General features: G+C 73.1%; 18 protein-coding genes and 1 other RNA gene. 10 read left to right on the top strand and 9 right to left on the bottom strand.

The window, feature by feature from the left end:
• Window positions 1-35 precede the first annotated feature (35 nt).
• From ACF1FZ_RS06460 to ACF1FZ_RS06450, 3 genes are all read left to right on the top strand, one after another.
• Window positions 36-1,829 (top strand): gamma-glutamyltransferase family protein, encoded by a 1,794-nt coding sequence (locus ACF1FZ_RS06460; protein ID WP_391772238.1) that lies wholly within the window; start codon window positions 36-38, stop codon window positions 1,827-1,829.
• Between the two features lie 63 nt (window positions 1,830-1,892).
• Entirely contained in the window at window positions 1,893-4,193 is a 2,301-nt protein-coding gene (locus ACF1FZ_RS06455; protein WP_391772237.1) for an ATP-binding cassette domain-containing protein, read from the top strand.
• A gap of 79 nt (window positions 4,194-4,272) precedes the next feature.
• Window positions 4,273-4,473 carry a 2-hydroxymuconate tautomerase gene (locus ACF1FZ_RS06450; RefSeq protein ID WP_391772236.1) on the top strand — a complete coding sequence of 67 codons (201 nt, stop codon included), beginning with the start codon at window positions 4,273-4,275 and terminating at the stop codon, window positions 4,471-4,473.
• Between the two features lie 74 nt (window positions 4,474-4,547).
• Here the strand turns inward: ACF1FZ_RS06450 and ACF1FZ_RS06445 are convergent, their stop codons facing one another.
• The gene (locus ACF1FZ_RS06445; RefSeq protein WP_391772235.1) at window positions 4,548-5,726 is read right to left on the bottom strand and encodes an FAD-dependent monooxygenase; all 1,179 of its coding nucleotides are present in this window, start codon (window positions 5,724-5,726) and stop codon (window positions 4,548-4,550) included.
• Between the two features lie 211 nt (window positions 5,727-5,937).
• On the opposite strand from ACF1FZ_RS06445, the gene ACF1FZ_RS06440 reads away from it, so the two are divergent.
• Window positions 5,938-7,884, top strand: coding sequence for a chorismate-binding protein (locus ACF1FZ_RS06440; protein WP_391772234.1), 1,947 nt, complete (start codon window positions 5,938-5,940; stop codon window positions 7,882-7,884).
• Window positions 7,885-7,910: 26 nt separating this feature from the next.
• On the opposite strand, the gene ACF1FZ_RS06435 is transcribed toward ACF1FZ_RS06440, so the two are convergent.
• The gene (locus tag ACF1FZ_RS06435) at window positions 7,911-9,356 is read right to left on the bottom strand and encodes a flavin monoamine oxidase family protein (RefSeq protein WP_391772233.1); all 1,446 of its coding nucleotides are present in this window, start codon (window positions 9,354-9,356) and stop codon (window positions 7,911-7,913) included.
• A 202-nt stretch (window positions 9,357-9,558) separates the two neighbouring features.
• Between ACF1FZ_RS06435 and ACF1FZ_RS06430 the strand changes: the two genes are divergently transcribed.
• Together ACF1FZ_RS06430 and ACF1FZ_RS06425 are read left to right on the top strand one after the other, a co-directional pair.
• Window positions 9,559-9,738 carry a hypothetical protein gene (locus ACF1FZ_RS06430; RefSeq protein WP_391772232.1) on the top strand — a complete coding sequence of 60 codons (180 nt, stop codon included), beginning with the start codon at window positions 9,559-9,561 and terminating at the stop codon, window positions 9,736-9,738.
• Complete coding sequence (locus ACF1FZ_RS06425) at window positions 9,735-10,295, top strand: hypothetical protein (protein WP_391772231.1); 561 nt, start codon at window positions 9,735-9,737, stop codon at window positions 10,293-10,295. The genes ACF1FZ_RS06430 and ACF1FZ_RS06425 overlap by 4 nt, the downstream gene beginning before the upstream one ends.
• Before the next feature lie 158 nt (window positions 10,296-10,453).
• On the opposite strand, the gene rnpB is transcribed toward ACF1FZ_RS06425, so the two are convergent.
• Together rnpB and ACF1FZ_RS06415 are read right to left on the bottom strand one after the other, a co-directional pair.
• An RNA gene (rnpB, locus tag ACF1FZ_RS06420) (RNase P RNA component class A) lies at window positions 10,454-10,853 on the bottom strand.
• A gap of 18 nt (window positions 10,854-10,871) precedes the next feature.
• Window positions 10,872-11,405, bottom strand: a complete 534-nt coding sequence (locus ACF1FZ_RS06415) for a TetR/AcrR family transcriptional regulator (RefSeq protein ID WP_391772230.1) — start codon at window positions 11,403-11,405, stop codon at window positions 10,872-10,874.
• 250 nt (window positions 11,406-11,655) lie between these two features.
• Here ACF1FZ_RS06415 and yaaA point away from each other — a divergent pair, with 250 nt between their 5' ends.
• A complete protein-coding gene (gene yaaA / locus ACF1FZ_RS06410; RefSeq protein WP_391772603.1) occupies window positions 11,656-12,456 on the top strand; it encodes a peroxide stress protein YaaA in 801 nt (266 codons plus the stop codon).
• Window positions 12,457-12,524: 68 nt separating this feature from the next.
• Complete coding sequence (gene eda, locus ACF1FZ_RS06405) at window positions 12,525-13,172, top strand: bifunctional 4-hydroxy-2-oxoglutarate aldolase/2-dehydro-3-deoxy-phosphogluconate aldolase (RefSeq protein ID WP_391772229.1); 648 nt, start codon at window positions 12,525-12,527, stop codon at window positions 13,170-13,172.
• 9 nt (window positions 13,173-13,181) lie between these two features.
• Here the strand turns inward: eda and ACF1FZ_RS06400 are convergent, their stop codons facing one another.
• The 5 genes from ACF1FZ_RS06400 to ACF1FZ_RS06380 form a co-directional block, all read right to left on the bottom strand.
• Window positions 13,182-13,316 (bottom strand): hypothetical protein, encoded by a 135-nt coding sequence (locus ACF1FZ_RS06400; protein ID WP_391772228.1) that lies wholly within the window; start codon window positions 13,314-13,316, stop codon window positions 13,182-13,184.
• Window positions 13,317-13,326: 10 nt separating this feature from the next.
• Window positions 13,327-14,604, bottom strand: coding sequence for a bifunctional RNase H/acid phosphatase (locus ACF1FZ_RS06395; RefSeq protein ID WP_391772227.1), 1,278 nt, complete (start codon window positions 14,602-14,604; stop codon window positions 13,327-13,329).
• The gene (locus ACF1FZ_RS06390) at window positions 14,604-15,347 is read right to left on the bottom strand and encodes a zinc ribbon domain-containing protein (protein ID WP_391772602.1); all 744 of its coding nucleotides are present in this window, start codon (window positions 15,345-15,347) and stop codon (window positions 14,604-14,606) included. The genes ACF1FZ_RS06395 and ACF1FZ_RS06390 overlap by 1 nt, the downstream gene beginning before the upstream one ends.
• Window positions 15,344-16,180, bottom strand: a complete 837-nt coding sequence (locus tag ACF1FZ_RS06385; RefSeq protein WP_391772226.1) for a Nif3-like dinuclear metal center hexameric protein — start codon at window positions 16,178-16,180, stop codon at window positions 15,344-15,346. The genes ACF1FZ_RS06390 and ACF1FZ_RS06385 overlap by 4 nt, the downstream gene beginning before the upstream one ends.
• A gap of 595 nt (window positions 16,181-16,775) precedes the next feature.
• The gene (locus ACF1FZ_RS06380) at window positions 16,776-18,290 is read right to left on the bottom strand and encodes an MFS transporter (protein WP_391772225.1); all 1,515 of its coding nucleotides are present in this window, start codon (window positions 18,288-18,290) and stop codon (window positions 16,776-16,778) included.
• A 243-nt stretch (window positions 18,291-18,533) separates the two neighbouring features.
• Between ACF1FZ_RS06380 and ACF1FZ_RS06375 the strand changes: the two genes are divergently transcribed.
• Window positions 18,534-20,075 (top strand): MFS transporter, encoded by a 1,542-nt coding sequence (locus ACF1FZ_RS06375; protein WP_391772224.1) that lies wholly within the window; start codon window positions 18,534-18,536, stop codon window positions 20,073-20,075.
• 94 nt (window positions 20,076-20,169) lie between these two features.
• The gene (locus ACF1FZ_RS06370) at window positions 20,170-20,826 is read left to right on the top strand and encodes a class I SAM-dependent methyltransferase (RefSeq protein ID WP_391772223.1); all 657 of its coding nucleotides are present in this window, start codon (window positions 20,170-20,172) and stop codon (window positions 20,824-20,826) included.
• Window positions 20,827-20,980 lie beyond the last annotated feature (154 nt).

The following is a 20,980-nucleotide window of genomic DNA, read 5'->3' as shown; positions in this document are numbered from 1 at the left end:
CCGAGACCTCGTACGAAGAGAAAGGGACTACCCACGTGCTCTTCCGACCGGAACTGCGCGGCACCCGTGGTGCCGTGGCGTCCACCCACTGGCTGGCCTCCAGCACCGGAATGTCCATGCTCGACCGCGGCGGCAACGCCTTCGACGCCGCGGTCGCCGCCGCCTTCGTCATCCAGGTGGTGGAACCGCACCTCAACGGGCCGGGCGGAGACGTGCCCATCCTCGCCCACCGCTCCGGGTCCGGCCGGGTCGACGTCATCTGCGGGCAGGGACCGATGCCCGCGGGGGCGACCGTGGACGCCTTCACCGAGCGGGGCCTGGCCGTGGTCCCCGGTTCCGGACTGCTGCCGGCCGTCGTCCCGGGCGCCTTCGGCGCCTGGCTCCGGCTGCTGAAGGAGTACGGCACGCTGCCCCTGGAGGTCGTGCTCGAACCCGCCATCGGGTACGCGGAACGGGGCTACCCCCTGCTGCCCAAGGCGGCGGCCATGATCGGCGCGCTGTCGGACCTCTTCCGCGACACCTGGACGGAGTCGGGCCGGACCTACCTGAGGCGGGGCGTCGCCCCGCGGGCCGGGGAACGGGTCACCAATCCCGCGCTGGCCCGCACCTTCCGGCGCATCGTCAGCGAGGCGAAGGCGCCGGGGCGGGACCGCGAGGGCCGGATCGACGCGGCCACGGAGGCGTACTACACCGGCTTCGTGGCGGAGGCGATCGACACCTATCTGGCCGGGGCCGAGGAGATGGACTCCACCGGACGGCGCAACAGCGGGCTGCTGACCGGGGCGGACATGGCCGCGTGGAGGCCGGGGCTGGAGGAGTCGCTGAGCCTGGAGTACCGGGGCCGTACGGTGCACAAACCGGGCCCGTGGTCGCAGGGCCCGGTCTTCCTCCAGCAGCTGGCCCTGCTGGAGGGCTTCGACCTGACGGCGATGGGGCCGGGCAGTGCCGCGTACGTACACACGGTGGTCGAGGCCGCCAAGCTCGCGTTCGCCGACCGTGAGGCGTGGTTCGGTGACCCGGTCCACGCCGACGTACCGATGCGGGCCCTGCTGGACCCCGCGTACACCGCCGAACGGCGCGCGCTCATCGGCTCCGAGGCGTCCGGCGAGCTGCGGCCCGGCCGGCCCGGAGGGCGCGAGCCCCTGCTCCCGCCGCTGCACGACGAGAGCGTCACACCGGCGAACCCTGCCTGGCTGGGCGAGCTGGAGCAGGGCATCCCGGCCGTCATGAAGCTGACCGCCGCCACCGGCGACACCTGCTGTGTCACCGCGACCGACGCCGCGGGCAACATGGTGGTGGCGACGCCCAGCGGAGGCTGGCTCAAGAGCTCTCCGGTGGTTCCGGGGCTGGGCTTCCCCCTCGGCACCCGTGGCCAGATGGCGACCCTGATGCCGGGCCATGCCAACACCCTGGCGCCGGGCAAGCGCCCGCGCACCACGCTCAGCCCGACCATGGTCCTGATGGACGGGCAGCCGCAGCTGGCGTTCGGCACGCCGGGCGGCGACCAGCAGGACCAGTGGACCCTGGGCTTCTTCCTCAATCACGTGGAACACGGCATGGGCCCGCAGGCGGCCGTCGAGGCCCGGACCTTCCACACCGACCACGTGCCCACGTCGTTCGCCCCGCGCCGGTTCCGCCCCGGAACCGTGGTGCTGGAGAGCGGCTGGTCCGCGGAGGAACTGGAACTGCTGCGGCGGCGAGGCCACGAGGTGGAGCTGGCGCCCGACTACTCACTGAGCAAGGTGTGCGTCACCGGTCCGGCGGGCGACGGCCTGGTGCTCGGAGCGGCGAGCCCACGCGGCGCGCAGGCCTACGCGGTCGCCGGGTAGGAGGAGAACACGTGAAATGGTTTCCTCATGGCAACCACCTGTCGAGCTGAGGAAGGGGCTGACATGGCGGCTCACCGGAAGACCGACCCCGAGGACTTCATCGTTCTGGGCGAGGCCCGGCAGAACAATCTCAAGGGCGTCGACCTGCGTATCCCGAAGAGGAAGCTGACCGTCTTCACCGGGGTCTCCGGGTCGGGGAAGTCCTCGGTGGTGTTCGACACCATCGCGGTGGAGTCCCAGCGGCAGCTCAACGAGACCCTGCCGGCCTTCGTCCGCAACCGGATGCCCAAGTACGAACGACCGGACGCCGAGGTGATGGAGAACCTCTCCACGGCGATCGTCATCGACCAGCGGCAGGTCGGCGGCAACGCCCGATCGACGGTCGGCACGATGACCGAGATCCTTCCCATGCTGCGGGTGCTCTTCTCCCGCGCGGGCAGCCCCGGCGTAGGCCCTTCGCACATGTTCTCCTACAACGATCCGCGCGGCATGTGCGAGGCCTGCCAGGGGCTCGGCACGACGGTGCGGCTGGAACTCGACCGGCTGCTCGACGAGAGCAAGAGCCTCAACGAGGGGGCCATCGGCTTCCCGTCGTTCGCGGTCGGCACCTTCCAGTGGCAGCTCTACGGCGAGTCCGGGCTCTTCGACCCGGACCTGCCGTTACGCGACTTCTCCCCGAAGGACCGTGAACTGCTGCTGTACGGGAAGGGGTTCACCGTCGACCGGGCCGGCCGCAACGGTGTGTACAAGAACGAGTACGAGGGGATCGTCGAGCGCTTCACCCGCCGGTACGTCAAACCCGGCCTGGACCACGCGAAAGGCAGGGAACGCGAGGCGATCGAACGGGTGGTGACGCAGGGCCCCTGCGCCGTGTGCCACGGTGGCCGGCTCAACGAGGCGGCCCTCGCCTCGCGCATCGACGGGGACAGCATCGCGGACTTCACCGCGATGGAGATCACCGAGCTGATCGAGCGGCTCGCCCGCGTGGAGATCCCGGCGGTCAAGCCGGTGGTGGCGGGCGCGCGGGCCGCGCTGGAGCGCATCAGGTCCGTCGGGCTCGGCTATCTGTCCCTGGGGCGGCAGACCGCGAGCCTCTCCGGTGGTGAGGCCCAGCGGCTCAAGATGGTGCGGCACCTGAGCAGCAGCCTGACCGGTCTCACGTACATCTTCGACGAGCCCAGCGTCGGCCTCCATCCACGCGACGTGCGGCGCATGAACGAGATCCTGCTGGCGCTGCGCGACAGGGGGAACACCGTACTGGTGGTGGAGCACGACCGGGACGTCGTCGCCATCGCCGACCACGTCATCGACATGGGCCCCGGGGCCGGCCGCGCCGGCGGCGAGGTGACGTTCGAGGGCACCCCGGCTGGTCTGCGCAGGTCCCGCACCGTGACCGGCGAGCAGCTGAGGAGCATTCGCGGGCTCAAGAAGCGCTACCGCTCCCCCACCGGCGCCCTGACCGTACGCGATGCCGACCTGCACAACCTGCGCGATGTCACGGTCGACATCCCCACCGGGGTCCTGACCGCCGTGACCGGTGTGGCCGGTTCCGGCAAGAGCACCCTCGTCTCCAAGGTGTTCACCGCGCAGTACCCCGAAGCCATCGTGATCGACCAGTCGTCGATCGGCATCTCCCTGCGGTCCAACCCCGCCACGTACACCGACATCATGGACACCCTGCGGCGGCGGTTCGCCCAGGCGTCGGGCGAGAAGCCCGGCCTGTTCAGCTTCAACTCGGAAGGCGCCTGCCCGGAGTGCAAGGGCAAGGGTGTCATCGAGACGGACCTGGCCTTCATGGACCCGGTCACCACCGTGTGCGAGCGCTGCGACGGACGGCGGTACAACGACGAGGCCCTGCGCCACACCGTGGACGGCAGGACCGTCGTCGACGTCCTGGACATGACGGCCGAGGAGGCGGCGGGATTCTTCGACGACGCGTCCGCCCTGCGGAAGCTGGCCCTCCTCACCGAGGTCGGCCTCGGCTACCTGACCCTGGGCCAGCCGCTGTCGACGCTCTCCGGCGGTGAGCGGCAGCGCCTGAAGCTGGCGCACCGTCTCAAGGAGACGGGCAGCGTCTACGTCTTCGACGAGCCGACCACCGGCCTGCACATGAGCGACGTCGGCCGGCTGCTGGAGCTCTTCGACCGGCTCGTGGACAGCGACAACACCGTGGTCGTGATCGAGCACGACCTCGACGTGGTCAAGCACGCCGACTGGGTCGTCGATCTCGGTCCGGAGGCGGGCGCCCACGGGGGGCGTGTGGTGTTCGAGGGCACGCCCGCCGAGCTGGCCCGGGCGGAGGACTCGCACACGGGCCGCAGTCTCGCCGCGGACCTGCGCGACCGGAAGAACGCGTCGTCCTGAAGCACGTCCCACCCACGACAGGTCCCACCCGCAGCGGGGGTCCGCCCCACCCTGGGCACCCCGCCGGAAGGAGTTCGCGATGCCCCTCATCCACGTCACTCTGCTGGACGGACGGTCGCCGCAGGAGGTGGCGTCCCTCGGGAAGGCGCTCACCGCCGCGGTGCACGAGACCCTCGGCACCCCGGTGGACGCCGTGCGGGTGATCGTGGAGGAGACGTCGCCGACGCGCTGGTTCGTCGGCGGTACGTCGGTGGCCGAGCAGCGCTCCGGCCCCTCGTGACCGGGTACCGGGGAACACGGACGGCGGGCCCCTCGGCCACTTCCGCCGAGGGGCCCGCCGCGGTGGTGCCCGGGTCAGCGCGCGGCGCCGCCGAGCAGGCTGTCGGCACGGGCGAAGCGGTCACGGACCAGCTCGACGCGGTCCGGGGACCAGGACGGGAGGTCGTCCTGGCCGAGCCGTCCGCTGCGGGTGACCAGATGGGCGTTGAACGCCTCCAGGCCGAGGTCCGTGTACCGGTCCAGCTCCTCGAACCACTCCTGGCTGATCCGCGCGGTGCGCTGCATGGATTCCACGTCCGGCCTGCGCTCGGCCTCGTAGGCGGCGAGGGCCTCGGGCACCGCTCCGTGTCCGTCCACCGCCAGGGCGAGGGCCAGGGCGTCCTCCATGGCCAGCCTGGTCCCCGAGCCGATGGAGAAGTGCGTGGTGTGCGCGCTGTCCCCCAGGAGGGCGACGTTGCCGTGGCTCCACCGCCGGTTGCGGACGACGGCGAAGCGGTCCCACCGCGATCTGTTCGTCCGCAGCCCGTGGCCCTCCAGTACGTCGGCGAAGAATCCGGCGATCCGGCCGGCGGCGGCCCGGCCGCAGTCCCGCGTGCCGGGCGCCCCCTCGGTGAACCCGGCGGCCTCCCAGACGTGGTCGTCGACCTCCGCGATGAAGGTGCTGAGTCCGGGGGCGTAGGGGTAGGCGTGGGCGTGCATCGAGCCGAACTCCGTCTCGGCGACGGCGAAGGTCAGGGCGGTGAAGGGCCGGTCGGTGCCGAGCCACAGGTACCGCGATCCGCGCCGGCCCCCTTCGGTGCCGAACTCCTCACGGTGGGCCTCGCGCGTCGAGGAGTTGACGCCGTCGGCCGCCACCACCAGGTCGTACGTCCGGGCCAGCAGGGCCGCTTCGGGTGCGCGCGTGCCGTAGCGGATGGTCACGCCCAGCTCCGTGCAGCGCGTGCGCAGCAGGCTCAGCAGGACACGCCGGCCGATCGCCGAGAAGCGGTAGCCCCCGTTGCGCATCACCTGGCCTCGGTGGTGGACGTCGATCCTGGACCACTGCGCGCATTCGGTGGCGAGGCGGGCGAACAGCCGGGGGTCGGCCGCCTCTATGCCGCCGAGGGCCCCCTCGGAGAAGACCACGCCGAAGCCGAAGGTCTCGTCGGGGGCGTTGGCCTCCCAGACGTCGATCTCGCATCCGGGCCGCAGCCGCTTGACGAGTGCGGCCGTGTAGAGGCCGCCGGGTCCGGCTCCGATGATCGCGATACGCATGACACCTCACTGGGACTCGGTCGAGTGACTCGGTGGCGCACGGGGCAGCCAAGACGTCCGGCCTGCGGGAACAACTCCGCCGGAGCACGTAGCCGTCGTGGTGGGCCGTATGAAGCCCTCCAGCCCATGACTCCTGTCCGCTGCGGCGCCGGTTGAACCGGACGGACCAGCCCACCACCGTCCTGCTGAGCGAGAAGAAGGGAACCGGCCGATGGGAACGACGGACTCCGACGTCACCGGAGTGAGCGGCGTTCGCGTACTGGAGCGTCTGTACGGGGCTGCCCCGCCGCCCTTCGCCCTGCTGCGCAGGCACCGTGCCGACGGGCACGGGCCGGGCCCGGTGGAGGTGTTGTTCGGAGAGATGGAGACCGTCCGCTCGCTGGACGAGGCCGGGCCGGCCCGCACCGCGCGGGGCCCCGGCGCACTGGTCCTGCTGCCCTTCCGACAGGTGGCCGAGCACGGTCTGCGATGCCACGACGACGGCACCCCCCTGCGCGTCCTGCGGGTCTCCGAGCACCACGTGCTGCCGGAGGGCGCGCTGACCGGCCGCGGCTGCGTGCCGGTGCGGTGGCAGGAGGCGGGGTTCACGACGGACGACGCCCACTACGAAGGGCTGGTACGCGAGTTCGCCGCCTCGGAGGCGGCCCGGGGAGGACTGAACGTCCTGCTCCGGCGCGACTACGGCGCCCGGCTGCCCGGATTCCGCCCGTCGGTCGCGGTGGAGCTGTTCCGGCGCTTGCTGGCCGCGGAGGCGGAGGCGTACTGGACGTTCCTCGTACACACCGGGGGCAGGCGGCCCACCACTCTGGTGGGGGCGACTCCGCAGGGCCACGTGTCCGTGAAGGACCACCGGGTGGTCATGAACCCGCTGTGCGGCACCTACCGCTATCCGCCTCACGGGCCGCGCACCGGAGAACTGCTCGCCTTCCTCGCCGACCGCAAGGAGTCCGAGGAGCTGGCGACCACGACGGACGCGGAGCTGGCGGTTCTGTGCGCGCTGGCCGGTCCGGGGATACGGGTGGAAGGGCCGTTCCTGCGGAGGATGGCCCATCTGCTGCACACCCAGTGCCGGATCAGCGGTCCGGCGGTGACGAGTGCCCGCGAGACCCTTTCGCGGGCGATGTTCGCCTCCACGGCGGTGGGGAGCCCGTATGCCGAGGCGTGCCGTGCCATCCACCGCCACGAGACGACCGGCCGGGGTTACTACGGCGGGCTCCTCGCGCTGCTCGGCCGTGACGACCGGGGCAACGAGGAGCTGGACTCCGCAGCGGTGCTCCGCACCCTGGACATCGACCATCTGGGCCGTGCCCGGCTGTCGGTGGGGGCGACCATCGGCAGCCGGTCGTCACCGGAGTCGGAGACGGCCGAGACGCGGGCCAAGGCCCGGGCCCTGCTGACGGCTCTCACGGCGCCTCCGCCCGAGGCGTCCTCCCCCCGGCGCCACGGGCCCGACGACACCGCCCCCGGTGCCGCCGGCCCGGACGGCGACGACCGGGTCCGGGAGTCCCTGGCCCGGCGGCACGCGTCGTTCTCCTCGTTCTGGACGAGCGGCGGGAGCGCGCCGCCGGCGCGTGCCGGCCGGGTGCTCGTGCTGGACACGGGCGGGGAGGACCTGAGCACCCTGGTGCACATGGTGACCTCGGTGCACGGGCCCGCCGAGGTGCTCCGGTACGAGGACCCCGAAGCCGGCAGCACCCTGTCCCGGCACCGGGGGCCCGTGCTGCTGGCCTCCGGACCGGGCCGGCCCGACGACCCGGACAGCCCCCGGATGGCGGTGCTCCGCCAGATGAGCGGGGCTCTCCTGCGCGGGCGCCCGCCGGGCCGCGCCCCGGTGGCCGGGGTGGGGCTCGGCTTCCAGTTGCTCGCCCTCGCCGTCCTGCCGGACGCGCGGGTCACCGCCAGGACCGGCACCGGACTCGCCAGGGACGTCGAGGTCTTCGGCAGGCTGGTCACGGCCGCCTTCCGCAACACCTACGCGATCACGTCCGGTCCTGCCGCCGCCGCGCCCGCGCGCCACGATCTGCCCGTCCTGTGTCCGGGCCCGGACCGGCGGGAGCTGATCGCGATGCACGGCGCGGCCGTCCGGGGCGTGCAGTTCCGCCCGGAGTCGGTCATGACCTCCCAGGGCGCGGAAGTGCTGCGCTCACTCCTGAGCTGAATGCGGCCGGGCCGTGCCGGACCCCCTCAGGGGGCAGCGGTCCGGCCGAGCTCCAGGACGGTGCGGGCCGCGGACTCCAGGGCGAAGGTCATCGAGCCGCCGTTCGGCTCGAAACCGGCGTGGTCCCCGGCGAAGTGGACGCGCCCCTCCGGCCTGCGGATCACCGGCAGCAGGGCGCTGTGCCCACGTTCGGGAAGGATGTACGCCCCTTCCGCGTAGGGCCGTTCGTCCCAGCAGACGGACGCACCGGTCTCGAAGTGGTCGCGGGCACCCGGAAGCATCCGGTCGAGCTCGGTGAGCACGAAGTTCTGGCGCTCCTCCTCCGTCATGACGGAGACCGCCCTGGCACGCCACCCCGTCATCAGGCACTCCATGATCTTCCTGGGTCCCGGCAGCTGGGGCGTCGCGTCGCGTATCCAGCGTATGGGCAGGTCGGTGGAGAAGCTCGCGTTCCGCTGCGGCCAGAACTGGCGGCGCATCTGCAGGTACACCCGGACCACGGACGAGTACTTCACCCGGCGCATCGCGTCGTGCTTCGCGTCGGAGAGACACGCGTCGGTGAAGTCGATGTGCCGGATCGCGCTGAACGGGACGGTGACGACGACCCGTTCGGCTTCCATGGTCCGCAGGCTGCCGTGGTCCAGGAAGGTGACCCGGGCCCGCTCCTCGTCCTGTTCGACGCGGACCACGGGACGGCGGTAGTGGATGTTGCCCTTGAGCCGTTCCGCGAAGGCCTGCGGGAACCGGTCGGTGCCGCCCTTCACCTTGGCCCACCGGGGGTCGGCGTTGCTGAGCGAGTGCGGGCTCGCCTCGTGGCGCAGCCAGGACAGCGCGGACGCCGTCTTCAGGTCGCCCCCGCGCATCTCCAGGAACATGGGCTCCATGAGATCGATGGCCGCCTGGGAAGCGCCACGGTCCGTGAGGACCTGGTGCACGGACAGCCGGTCGTAGGGGGCGAGCAGTTCGGTGGCCTCCCAGTCGGGCGCGCTGAGGTCCGGCTGGAGGCTGTCGCCGACGGCGGTCACGTACCGCTCGATCATGCCCTGGACGCCGAGTTCCGCCTCGTGCGGGTGGAGCGCCAGTCCTGCCGCCGCCACGGCCTGTGGGTCTGGGGTGAAGAACCGCCCCTTGGCGAAGTAGGAGAAGGTGGTGTCGAAGAGGTCGGCCGTCTCCGTCTCCACGCCGAGTTCGCGCAGGTAGTGCATCGCGTAGTGACAGTGCGGCGTCAGCGTCATCGCACCCGCCTCCGCGTGCAGTCCGTCGGCGAACGGAGCCCGTAACGTGTAGGCGCGCCCGCCGGGCCGGGTGTCCGCTTCCAGGACGGTCACCTCGCAGTCCCGCGCGGCGAGTTCGTAGGCGACGGCCAGGCCGGCGAGGCCGGCGCCGATGACGATCACGGACCGCGGGGGCCGTAGACCCGGCATGCCACTGTCGAAGGCGCTGCGTACTTCTGTCTGCGTGGCTTCACGCATGGGCGTTCTCCGTTCCGATCAGCCGAACAACAGTGCTCCTCGTGCTCCTGCCCCGTGTTTCTCCTGACGATCGGCCGAATCCCACACAACACGCCATCCACAAAGGCTGGTTGGATACCTGTGGGATTCCGCTGTCGCCTTCGCACGCGGTACGGAACCGGACGAGCCCGCTCAGTGCCCGGGCGCGGGGGAAGCGGCCCGCGTGACCAGGCCGCTCACGGAAGCACAGGCACGCGGGACGGCCTGGTCAGGGCAGAGCGAGGACTACGGCGTGGCACGCGTCGGCCGGAGTGCCGGACGGGTCTTCGCCCTGGAGCACGGGGCCCCGTGGGACGCCACCGGTGGCGTGAGCCTTCCCAGGGCGGATGCGAGGCCGTCGTGATCTCCTCATCGGCTGAGCACCCGCCTGCCCGGTTCGGGTACGCCCGCGACGGGCGCCTCCTCTGCTCCTTCGGCATCGGCGAGGAGAGGACCAGGCGCGGTGAAGACCGTGACCTCCTGCTGCCCGCGTTCGTCAGTGAGGGCCTCCTCGGACATGACGGCACGGAGTACGCGGAGGAGAGCGAGGAAATACCGCACCACCGACGCCGGTGTCCGGCCGTCATCGGGACCCACTTCGGGCTCTCGCCACCCCAGGGGTGGCTCGACGTCACACCCATGCCTGCCCGCACCGCCAACGGAACCGCCGATACCTTCCCGTTCGATCGTCGCCCCGAGGGCGAGGAGCGACAGACGGTCCCCGACCGGTACCGCGAAGCTGTCGCCGAGTTCCGGACGGGCAACGTACCGCCCACGACGACCGGCCACCGGATCTCCCTCATCCACCGGGGAACCCTCGTGCGAGAGGAGGAGGAACGCGAGACGCGGGCCCCTCCACCCAAGGCGTACGAGGAGCCTCTGCCAGGGAGGTGCAGCCGGAGTCCGCAGCGTCCTCCATGAGGGGCCGCCATCACCCCCGATCGCCCCAGGGCACCCGGAGCAGCCGGGAGAAACGGACGAACAGCCTGAGCGGACTGGGGCCCACCGGGAGGACGAGATCCCTCCGACCCGCACACATGCGGGTCGGAGGGATCTGGTCCCTTCACATGAGGGGGCGGCAGACGAGTCGGGCTGTACGCCGGGTTCTGTCGCCCGGTCGCCTCGCGGCGGCCGGGGAGACGGCCATCCATCTAGGGCCGGCATTGCTGCCGGCCTCGTGCGGTCTACCCGCGAACTCGGGCGGGCAGCCCTCGGGCGTTCGCGCAGGAGCACCGGGGCGCTCCCTCTTGACCTTGCTCCGGGTGGGGTTTACCTAGCCGCCTGAGTCGCCTCAGGCGCTGGTGGTCTCTTACACCACCGTTTCACCCTTACCGGGGACCGAGGTCCCCGGCGGTCTGTTTTCTGTGGCACTGTCCCGCGGGTCACCCCGGGTGGCCGTTAGCCATCACCCTGCCCTGTGGAGCCCGGACGTTCCTCGGGAGGATCCGGGGATCCTCACGCGGCCGTCCGCCCGGCTCGTCTGCCGTGGTGACCATGCTACCCGGCGGGACCGGCGGTGAAGGCCGCGATGCCCGCCTCCCAGGCCGCGGAGAGATCCGCCCCCGGGGGGAAGCGGCCGTTGAGTTCCAGGACCACCATTCCGTGGGCGAAGGCCCAGGCCGCCCGGGCCCGGTCCTCGTCGCCCCCGGCGGCACGGAACAGCGGGGCTGCGGCAGCGTCCGCCGCCCCGGCGGCGGGGAGGGCCCGGTCCATGGTGAGGAGGTAGAGGTGCGGGTGGGCCAGGGCGTAGGTGCGGTACGCGGTGGCGAGCGCGGAGAAGGATTCCGGGGCCGCCGCCTCGGCGGCGGCCAGGACCCCGGCGGTCTCCCGGAGCATCTCGGCGGCCAGCGCCGCCACCACGGACGACTTGTCCGGGAAGTGCTTGTAGAGGGACGGCGCCTTGACCCCCACCCGGTCGGCCAGCCGTCGCATGGTGAGCGCTTCGGGGCCCTCCGCCTCCAGCAGGACACGTGCGGCGGCGATGATCTGCCGGGGCCTGCCGGCGGCCGGGGCGGTGGCGAGGTCACTCACGTAGGAGGCCTTCCCTGGGGACGGGGTCGGTACGCGGTCCGTAACCGAGTACGTGATCGTACGAGATGCGGACAAGCCGGCCGCCGGGGACCCGGGCGGCCCCGCAGGCACCCGGTGGGGCGGGGCTCCCGAGCGCGGGCCTGAGCGGTGGCGCCGGTCTCGCGGGCGGGCTCCGGACGGGCCGGCCCGTACCCTTGCCGGGGGCTCCCACCCGCGCGGAGTCCTTGTGCCCCGTATGAAGGAGACCTCCGTGCTCGTGCTGTTGCCGCCCTCCGAAGGTAAGGCCGCCTCGGGGCGCGGAGCACCGCTGAAGCCGGAGTCCCTGTCCCTGCCGGGCCTCGCCGGCTCCCGGGCCGCGGTCCTCGACGAACTGGTCGAGCTGTGCTTGTCGGACGAGGAGAAGGCCCGTGAGGTGCTCGGCCTGAGCGAAGGGCTGCGGGGTGAGATCGCCAAGAACGCGGAGCTGCGCACCGCCGGGGCCCGGCCCGCCGGGGAGATCTACACCGGGGTGCTGTACGACGCCCTCGGCCTGGCCTCCCTGGACGCTGCGGCCGAGCGGCGGGCCGGGGAGTCGCTGCTGGTCTTCTCCGGCCTGTGGGGTGCGGTGCGGGTGGGCGACCGGATTCCCTCGTACCGCTGTTCGATGGGGGTGAAGCTGCCGGGCCTGGGTGCGCTGAACGGGCACTGGCGCGCCCCGATGGCGTCGGTCATGCCGGAAGCGGCCGGGGACGGGCTGGTCCTGGACCTGCGCTCGTCCGCGTACGCCGGGGCGTGGAAGCCCGTGGGCGAGGTCGCGGAGCGCACGGCGCGTGTGCGGGTGCTCCAGTCGCGGGTGGTGGACGGGGTGGAGAAGCGGTCCGTGGTCAGCCACTTCAACAAGGCGACGAAGGGCCGGATGGTCCGGGACCTGCTGCTGGCCGGAGCCCTGCCGAAGGACCCGGCGGAGCTGGTGGAGGTGCTTCGCGATCTCGGTTACGCCGTGGAGGCGCAGGCTCCCGGCCGGGCCGGGCGGCCGTGGGCGCTCGACGTGGTGGTCACCGAGATCCACTGACCACGGGTGCGTTGCGCGCTGCGCAACGCACGTTGCGCAGCGTGCCGTCCTCCCGGCAGGATGAGTCCATGACCTCCTCCGCGCCCGCCGCCGTGTCCGCTTCCGTGCTCGACCTCGCCCCCGTCGTACCCGTCGTCGTGATCGACGACGCGGCCGACGCGGTGCCCCTGGCCCGTGCGCTCGTCGCGGGCGGGCTGCCCGCGATCGAGGTCACCCTGCGGACGGCCGCCGCCCTCGACGCGATCCGGGCGATCGCGTCGGAGGTCCCCGGGGCCGTGGTCGGCGCGGGCACGGTGCTCTCTCCGGCGCACGTGACGGAGACCGTCGCGGCCGGAGCGCGTTTCCTGGTCAGCCCGGGCTGGACGGACGCCCTGCTGGACGCGATGAAGGCATCGGGAGTGCCGTTCCTGCCCGGCGTCTCGACCACTTCCGAGGTGGTCGCGCTGCTGGAGCGCGGGATCACCGAGATGAAGTTCTTCCCCGCCGAGGCCGCGGGCGGCACCGCCTATCTGAAGGCTCTGGCCTCCCCCCTCCCCCAGGCGCGGTTCTGCCCGACGGGCGGCGTCTCGCTCGCCTCGGCGCCGTCGTACCTGGCCCTGCCCAACGTCGGTTGTGTGGGCGGCAGCTGGATGGTGCCCGGTGACGCGGTGGCGGCCGGGGACTGGGCGCGCGTGGAGCGGCTGGCGGCCGAGGCCGCGGCGCTCGGCCGCGGCTGAGCCAGGAGATCAGCGGCTCGGCGCACCCAGGCCGCCGAGCCGCACCGGCAGCGGGGACACCGCCTCGAAGACTCCTGCCGGGGCGGTGACCACCGGGATCAGCAGTCCGGCGACGCGACCCGGGAGACCTGTGGACCAGGTCACCGCGGCGCCGTCACCGCAGGTGCGAGGTGTCGTTGAGGAGCCTGAGCGACGGGTTTCCGTCCGCGTAGTACGCCACCGTCGAGACCGAGGCGGGCGAGAGCTCCATACGGAACAGCGACTCCGGCGGGGCGCCCAGCGCGAGCCGGACCAGGGTCTTGACCGGGGTGACGTGCGTGACCAGGAGCACCGTGCGGCCCGCGTAGCGGGCGACCAGCCGGTCGCGGGTGGCGGAGACACGCTCCGCCACCTCGGCGAAACTCTCCCCTCCGCCCGTGGGTGCCGCGTCGGGGGACGCCAGCCAGGCCGTGAGGTCGGCGGCGTGACGCTCCCTCACCTCGGCGAAGGTGAGGCCCTCCCAGGCGCCGAAGTCCGTCTCACGCAGGCCCTCGTCGATGCGGACCTCCAGGCCGAGCCGTGCGGCCACGGCGGACGCCGTCTCCCGGCAGCGGCGCAGCGGGGAGCTGACGATCTCCTGGACGGTGCCCCGGGCGGCGAACGCCTCCGCCGCGCGGGCGGCCTGGCGCCGGCCGGTCTCCGAGAGCTCGGGGTCGCTGCCGCCGCTCCCCGAGAACCGCTTCTCGGGGGTGAGGGCCGTCTCGCCGTGCCGGAGCAGGATGAAGGTGGCGGGCGCGCCCAGGTCAGGTGCGCTGCCCCAGCCCACCTGCGGGGCCGCCGCCGGGCCCGTTTGCGGAAATGCCGTCGGCTCCGTCTGCGGAGCGGCCGTCGCCGGACGGGCCGCGGCCATCGCGGCCCGGACCTTCGCCGCGCCCGCCACCGCGTCGCCGGGCGGGGGCGAGTCGGGGGCAGCCGGTGTGCGGGGCGTCTCCAGGCCGGCCGTCGAGGACGCCCGGCCCCACTGTCCGCCCCGCCCGCCCGCGTCCATCGCCTCGTTGGCGAGCCGGTCGGCGTGCTTGTTCCGCTCGCGCGGGATCCACTCGTACGTGACCGAGGAGGCGGGCAGGATGCTCGCGGCCTCCGCGGCGAGCGGCTTCATGTCGGGGTGCTTGATCTTCCAGCGCCCCGACATCTGCTCGACCACCAGCTTGGAGTCCATCCGGACACGCACCTCCACGGGTGTGTCCGGGAACAGCTCCTTCACCGCCCTCAGTCCGGCGATCAGGCCCTTGTACTCCGCGACGTTGTTCGTCGCCACGCCGATGTACTCGGCGGCCTCGGCGAGGGTCCCGGCATCGTGGGGGTCGAGGACGACCGCGCCGTAGCCGGCGGGCCCCGGGTTGCCCCGGGAGCCGCCGTCGGCCTCGACGACCAGCCGGCGTGGAGCGGTCATTACAGGCCCGACTCCGAGGTGCGCACCAGGATGCGGCGGCAGTTCTCGCAGCGGAGCACGGTGTCGGGGGACGCCGCCTTCACGTCGTTGACCTCGGTGATGTTCAGCTCCAGGCGGCAGCCCTCGCAGCGGCGCTGGTAGAGCCGCGCGGCGCCGACACCGCCCTGCTGGGCGCGGAGCTTGTCGTACAGCTTGAGCAGGTCGGCGGGGACCGCACCGGCGACGACCTCACGGTCCTTGGCCACGGTGGCGGCCTCGGCCTCGAGCTCCCGGGTCGCGGCGTCCCGGCGGGCGGTCGCGTCGTCGACCTTGGCCTGCACCGCGCTGACACGCTCGGTCAGCTCGGCGACGCGCTCCTGGGCGGACTCGCGGCGCTCCATGATCTCGAGGACCACGTCCTCCAGGTCGCCCTGGCGCTTGGCGAGCGAGGTGATCTCGCGCTGGAGGCTCTCCAGGTCCTTCGGCGAGGAGACCGCGCCGGAGTCGAGCCGCTGCTGGTCGCGGACGGCGCGCTGACGCACCTGGTCGACGTCCTGCTCCGCCTTGGTCTGCTCGCGGGTGGTGTCGCTCTCCTCGGTCTGCGAGGCGACGAGCAGGTCACGCAGCTGCGCGAGGTCGCTGTTGAGCGAGTCCAGCTCGGCGTGCTCGGGCAGCGAGGTGCGCTTGTGGTCGAGCTGCGACAGACGTACGTCGAGTGCCTGGACTTCGAGGAGTCGGATCTGGTCGGCGGGCGCGGCGTTCAGTTGGGGGCTCCAGAAGAGTGGTGGGTGGTCCAGGGATCGGTGACCTGCTTCGAGACGTGGACGCGCAGGTCCCATCCGTGGCGGTCGGAAATTGCGTCGAGCTGTGCGGCGGCCTGCTCGCACCAGGGCCATTCGGTGGCCCAGTGCGCGGCATCGACGAGGCCGAGCGGGGAGTGCTGGACGGTCTCGGAGGCCGGGTGATGGCGCAGGTCCGCGGTGAGGAAGGCGTCGACACCGGCGGCGCGTACGGCGTCGAAGAGGCTGTCGCCGGAGCCGCCGCTCACCGCGACCCGGCGCACGAGCGCGTCCGGGTCGCCGGCCAGCCGGATGCCCTGCGCGGTGGCCGGCAGCCGGGCGGCGGCGCGGGCGGCGAAGTCGCGGAGGGTCTCGGGGTGGTCCAGCTCGCAGATCCGGCCGAGCCCGCGGCGGCCGCCGGAGTCGGCGGGGTCCGGCACCAGGGGGCCGGTGACCCGCAGGTCCAGGGCACCGGCGAGGGCGTCGGAGACCCCGGGGTCGGCGGTGTCGGCGTTCGTGTGCGCCACGTGCAGGGCGATGTCGTGCTTGATGAGCCCGTGCACGACCCTGCCCTTGAAGGTGGAGGCCGCGACCGTCGTCGTACCGCGCAGGTACAGGGGGTGGTGGGTGACGATCAGCTGGGCGCCGAGGGTGCGGGCCTCGTCGGCGATCTGCTGGACGGGGTCGACGGCGAAGAGGACCCGGTCGATCTCCGCTCCGGGGTCGCCGCAGACCGTGCCGACCGCGTCCCATCCTTCGGCCCGCCCGGGAGGCCAGAGGGCGTCGAGCTCGGCGATGACTTCAGACAGACGGGGCACGGAGGAAAGGCTACCTGTCCGCCACCGCCCGCCGCCCCTGGCCGCCGGGGCTGCGCCGCGGGAACGGCGGCCGGTACGAATCGTTACTCACCCCGCTGCCGGCGGGAGCGCCCGGTGTGCCCAGGTCCGTTGCGCTGGGGCAGGCGCCCCTCACCGGGCGTACCGCCCCCGGGTGAACCGCGATCCGGGCCACGCAGCCGTTCCGTGGGGCGCCGGCGGCGACCCCGTGCCGGATGGCGGCGGGGCCGCGACACACACGTGAGCGATCACCACGGGGAGACTTCCCACGTGTCCGAAGTCCGAACGGCACGGCCCTGTCCCCCTCCTGCCCGGGGCGGACGCGGACGGGGCCGAAGCCGGCGGCTGCGGAAAGCACCGAGGGGGCGCGACCGCGCAGGGTGTGACCGCGCAGCCGCACGGCCGTCACCGCCGCCCCTCCGAAGGGGGCGGCGGCCTGGTGGCCCGAACCGCTCCGTACGGCACGAGGACCGCCGCGGCCGGGGCGGCCCTCGGCCGTGCGACAGCGGTGTCCGGCTCCGGCCCCCCGCCGCCCCGGGGAGACCGGAGGCCGCAGACGGGGGCCGGACCGGAGGGCTCACGCCTCCGGGGAGTTCAGCGCCGGCGCGGACTCGTTGCCGGGCCGTTCCGCCCGGCCTCCGGATCGCGCGCCCGGACGTCCGCGTGCATCCGCGTCTCCCCGGCCCGGCAGCCAGAACAGCATCATCAGCGCTCCGGCCACCAGCACCACGGCGGAGGTGCGGAAGGCCGACGCGTATCCGGCCGTGATCTCGGCCGCGCCCGTCGAGCCCCCGGTGCGGGCCGCCGCGACCGTGGACAGGACGGCGAGACCCAGCGCGCCGCCCATCGTCCGGGAGGTGTTGACCAGTCCGGAGACGAGCCCGGCGTCACCCGGGGCCGCTCCGGAGGTGGCGAGCGTGGCCAGCGGGGTGGAGGCCAGTCCGGCTCCGGCCATCATCAGGACGCCGGGGAGGCAGACCGCGGTGAGGTAGGAGCCGTGCACACCCATGGTGGACTGCCAGCCGAAGCCGGCGGCGGCGACCAGGGCGCCGGCCACGGCCAGGGGCTTGGCGCCGGTCCGCGCCATGATCGCGGGCGCCGCCTTCGCCCCGATGAAGACCGCGGCGGAGCTCGGTACGAGCGCGAATCCGGCCTCCAGCGGTGTGTAGCCCAGTACGTTCTGGGCGTAGACGGTCATGAAGTACCACATGCAGAAGGTCGCCGACCCCAGCAGCAGCATCGACACGTTCGCCGCTGAGACGGCACGCACTCCCAGCACCCGCAACGGCATCAGCGGCGCGGCCGCCCTGGACTCCACCAGGACGAACACGCCGAGCAGGGCCAGGCCGCCCAGCAGGGGCACCAGTGTCGCGGTGCCGGTCCAGCCCGCGGCCTCGGTCTGCACGATGCCGTACGCCGTCGCCGCCAGGCCGGCCGTGACGAGCACCGCGCCCAGCAGGTCCACGCGGCGCCGGTCGCCCGCCCGGCCCTCGGCCAGCCACACGGCCGCGCAGGCGAGGGCGAGGACGCCGATCGGCACGTTGACGAGCAGGACCCATCGCCAGGAGAGGACGTCGGTGAGCACCCCGCCGACCAGTCCGCCGGCCGCTCCGCCGCCCGCGCCGACCGCCATCCAGGTGCCGATCGCCCTGGACCGCGCGGGGCCTTCGGGGACGGCCGCGGTGAGGATGGTGAGCGTCGCCGGGGACAGCACCGCGGCGCCGAGCCCCTGCCCGGCACGGGCCGCGAGGAGCTGCCAGCCCTCCTGCGCGCACCCGCCGGCCAGCGAGGCCGCGGTGAAGAGGCCGAGTCCGGTCAGGAACATCCTCTTGCGGCCGTATATGTCCGCGGCCCGCCCGCCGAGCAGCATGAACCCGGCGAAGGCGATCGAGTAGGCGTTGACGACCCATTGCAGTCCGGGTGCGCTCAGGCCCAGGTCGGAGCGCATGGACGGCAGCGCCACATTGACGACGGACACATCGAGGACGACCAGGAACTGGCCGGTGCACGCGGCCGCGACCACGGCCCACGTACGGGTTCTCGATCGGGCGGGAGGCCGCGCGGGCCGGGGGACGTCAGACATGGATGTCATATTCGCAGGCCATTCGTGCCCCGTACACCGGTTTCGGCTCCCCCTTCGGTCCCGTCCGGCCTCCGTCCCCCGCCGTACGCCCTCACCGACTGCCCCTCTTCACTCCTCGTTCACCGGAATACCGCAGGCGTACGGAAGCGTTCAGCGTGCACACACGTGGCGGTGGGCGCTGCCCTCCCGCGCGCTCCCGCACGCTCCGCCAGCCCCATCTTCCGCACTTCCGCCTGCCCGGAGGCCACACGTATGCAACGGACGACGAACGGACAGCAAGCCGGGGAGCTCCCCGACCCGCGCGGGGGCGAGGGCCTCCCCGGCCTCCGCGAGGGCAAGGGCCGCGGCGTCGTTCCCGTGCTCGCGTTCGCGGGGATCACCGTCGCGGTGATGCAGACCCTGCTCGTCCCCGTCATCAAGGACCTGCCGTCCCTGCTGGGCACCGACCCGGCGAACGCCACCTGGGTGATGACGGCCACCCTGCTCGCCGGGGCCGTCGCGACCCCGATCATGGGGCGGCTCGGCGATCTGTACGGCAAGCGGCGGATGCTGCTCGTCAGCCTCGCCGTGATGGTGGCCGGTTCGCTGGTCTGCGCCTCCACCGGCGACCTGGTGATCATGATCGCCGGCCGGGCGCTCCAGGGATTCGCCATGGGCGCCATTCCGCTGGGGATCGGCATCATGCGCGACGTGCTGCCGCGCGAGAAGCTCGGCTCGGCGATGGCCCTGATGAGCTCCTCCATAGGCGTGGGCGGCGGCCTCGCGCTGCCCGCCGCCGCGTTCGTCGCCCAGCACGCCGACTGGCACGCGCTCTTCCTCGGTTCGGCGGCACTCGGGGTGCTGGCCATGACCCTGACGGTGTGTGTCGTGCCGGAGCCCCCGCTGCGGGCTCCGGGACGCTTCGACCTCGTCGGCGCGCTCGGGCTCTCCCTCGGCCTGGTCTGCCTGCTGCTGCCCGTCACCAAGGGCGGCGACTGGGGCTGGTCCTCTCCCCTGACGCTCGGTCTGATCGCCGCGTCCCTGGTGGTCCTGGTGCTGTGGGGCCTGTTCGAGCTGCGCTCCCCCGCGCCGCTGGTCGACCTGCGTACCAGCGCCCGCCGTGAGGTGCTGCTCACCAACCTCGTCTCGATCATGGTCGGGGTCGCGTTCTACGCCGTCTCGCTGGTCCTGCCGCAACTGCTCCAGCTGCCCGCCTCGACGGGTTACGGACTGGGGCAGTCCATGGTGGTGGCCGGGCTCTGCGTGGCTCCGCTGGGCCTGACGATGATGTTCGTCGCCCCGCTGTACGCCCGGATCTCCGCCCGCCGCGGCCCCAAGGCCTCCCTGATGCTGGGCATGCTGGTCATCGCGGTCGGTTACGGCGCGGGGCTCGGCCTGATGAGTGCCGCCTGGCAGACCGTGGTGATCGCGGTGGTGCTCGGTGCGGGGATCGGGCTCGCCTACTCCTCGCTGCCCGCCCTGATCACCGGGGCGGTCGACGCGTCCGAGACGGGTGCGGCCAACGGCCTGAACACACTGATGCGGTCGATCGGCACCTCGCTGTCGAGTGCGGTGATCGGGATGGTGCTGGCCGACACCTCGACGCGGACGGGGTCGGTGGACGTTCCCACCATGGAGGGTTTCCGGACCTCGTTCATGATCGCCACGGGGGCGGTACTGGTCGGTCTCGTGCTGGCCGCGTTCCTGCCGGCGCAGCGGCCTGCGCGCCCGGTACTCCTGGCCAGCAGTGCGGGCGACGCGCTCGCCGCGGCTGGACAGGCTCCGGCCGGCGCCGCGGCGCCCTTGCGGCGCTGACCCGGCCCGTCCCTCCGCCCCGCCGACCGGAACGGCGGGGGCGTACGGCACGATGGGACGCCGTCCGATCCACCGCCCCACCAGGAGGAATCCCGTGGCCGCCGAGTCCGCCGCCCGTCCCGAGCCGGAGGTTCTCGCCGCCTTCGAGGCCGCCAAGGGCTTCATGCCGGTCCACGAAGGGCTCGCCCTGTACGCCGCCGCCGTCGAGGCCGGCGCACTGGGTCTGCCGCTCCTGGAGGTCGGTACGTACTGCGGGCGGTCCACCGTCCTGCTGGCGGACGCCGCCCGGGCGGCCGGGGTGACCGCCCTGACCGTCGACCACCACCGGGGCAGCGAGGAGCAGCAGCCGGGCTGGGAGTACCACGACCCGTCCGTGGTGGACCCGGAGACCGGCCTGATGGACACGCTTCCGGCCTTCCGGCGCACCCTGCACCGGGCGGGCCTGGAGGAGCACGTGGTGGCGCTCGTCGGGCGGTCCCCGCAGATCTCGGCCGTCTGGAGCGGGGCGCTCGGCCTGGTCTTCATCGACGGCGGGCACACCGACGAGCACGCGAACGGCGACTACGAGGGCTGGGCCCCGAAGGTCGCCGAGGGCGGTCTGCTGGTCATCCACGATGTGTTCCCCGACCCGGCGGACGGCGGCCAGGCCCCCTACCGCGTCCACCGGCGCGCCCTGTCCTCGGGGGCGTTCACCGAGATCTCGGTGACGGATTCCCTGCGCGTTCTGCGGCGTACGGGAACGGGGATCTGAAGGCCACGGATAACATCGCGACGTGCGTCACGACGACCTCTCTCCCCCCGCGGCGGGGGGGGGGCCCCGGGGCGGGGGGCCCCGGCGCCCGCGGCGGGGGGGGGGGGGCCGGCGCGGGGGGGGAGGGGGCGGGGGGGGCCGCCGGGGGGGCGGC

The sequence above is a fragment of the Streptomyces sp. NPDC014623 genome (assembly GCF_043088245.1).
Classification (GTDB): Bacteria; Actinomycetota; Actinomycetes; order Streptomycetales; family Streptomycetaceae; genus Streptomyces.
The sequence above is the reverse complement of the archived record's forward strand: the minus strand, read 5'-3'. Positions and strand labels throughout refer to the sequence as shown.

Excerpts from the sequence above, each read along its gene's own strand:
- ACF1FZ_RS06380 (WP_391772225.1), bottom strand. The coding sequence starts at position 18,290 with ATGACATCCATGTCTGACGTCCCCCGGCCCGCGCGGCCTCCCGCCCGA.
- ACF1FZ_RS06440 (WP_391772234.1), top strand. The coding sequence starts at position 5,938 with ATGGGAACGACGGACTCCGACGTCACCGGAGTGAGCGGCGTTCGCGTA.
- ACF1FZ_RS06375 (WP_391772224.1), top strand. The coding sequence starts at position 18,534 with ATGCAACGGACGACGAACGGACAGCAAGCCGGGGAGCTCCCCGACCCG.
- ACF1FZ_RS06445 (WP_391772235.1), bottom strand. The coding sequence starts at position 5,726 with ATGCGTATCGCGATCATCGGAGCCGGACCCGGCGGCCTCTACACGGCC.
- eda (WP_391772229.1), top strand. The coding sequence starts at position 12,525 with ATGACCTCCTCCGCGCCCGCCGCCGTGTCCGCTTCCGTGCTCGACCTC.
- ACF1FZ_RS06435 (WP_391772233.1), bottom strand. The coding sequence starts at position 9,356 with ATGCGTGAAGCCACGCAGACAGAAGTACGCAGCGCCTTCGACAGTGGC.
- ACF1FZ_RS06395 (WP_391772227.1), bottom strand. The coding sequence starts at position 14,604 with ATGACCGCTCCACGCCGGCTGGTCGTCGAGGCCGACGGCGGCTCCCGG.
- ACF1FZ_RS06455 (WP_391772237.1), top strand. The coding sequence starts at position 1,893 with ATGGCGGCTCACCGGAAGACCGACCCCGAGGACTTCATCGTTCTGGGC.
- ACF1FZ_RS06450 (WP_391772236.1), top strand. The coding sequence starts at position 4,273 with ATGCCCCTCATCCACGTCACTCTGCTGGACGGACGGTCGCCGCAGGAG.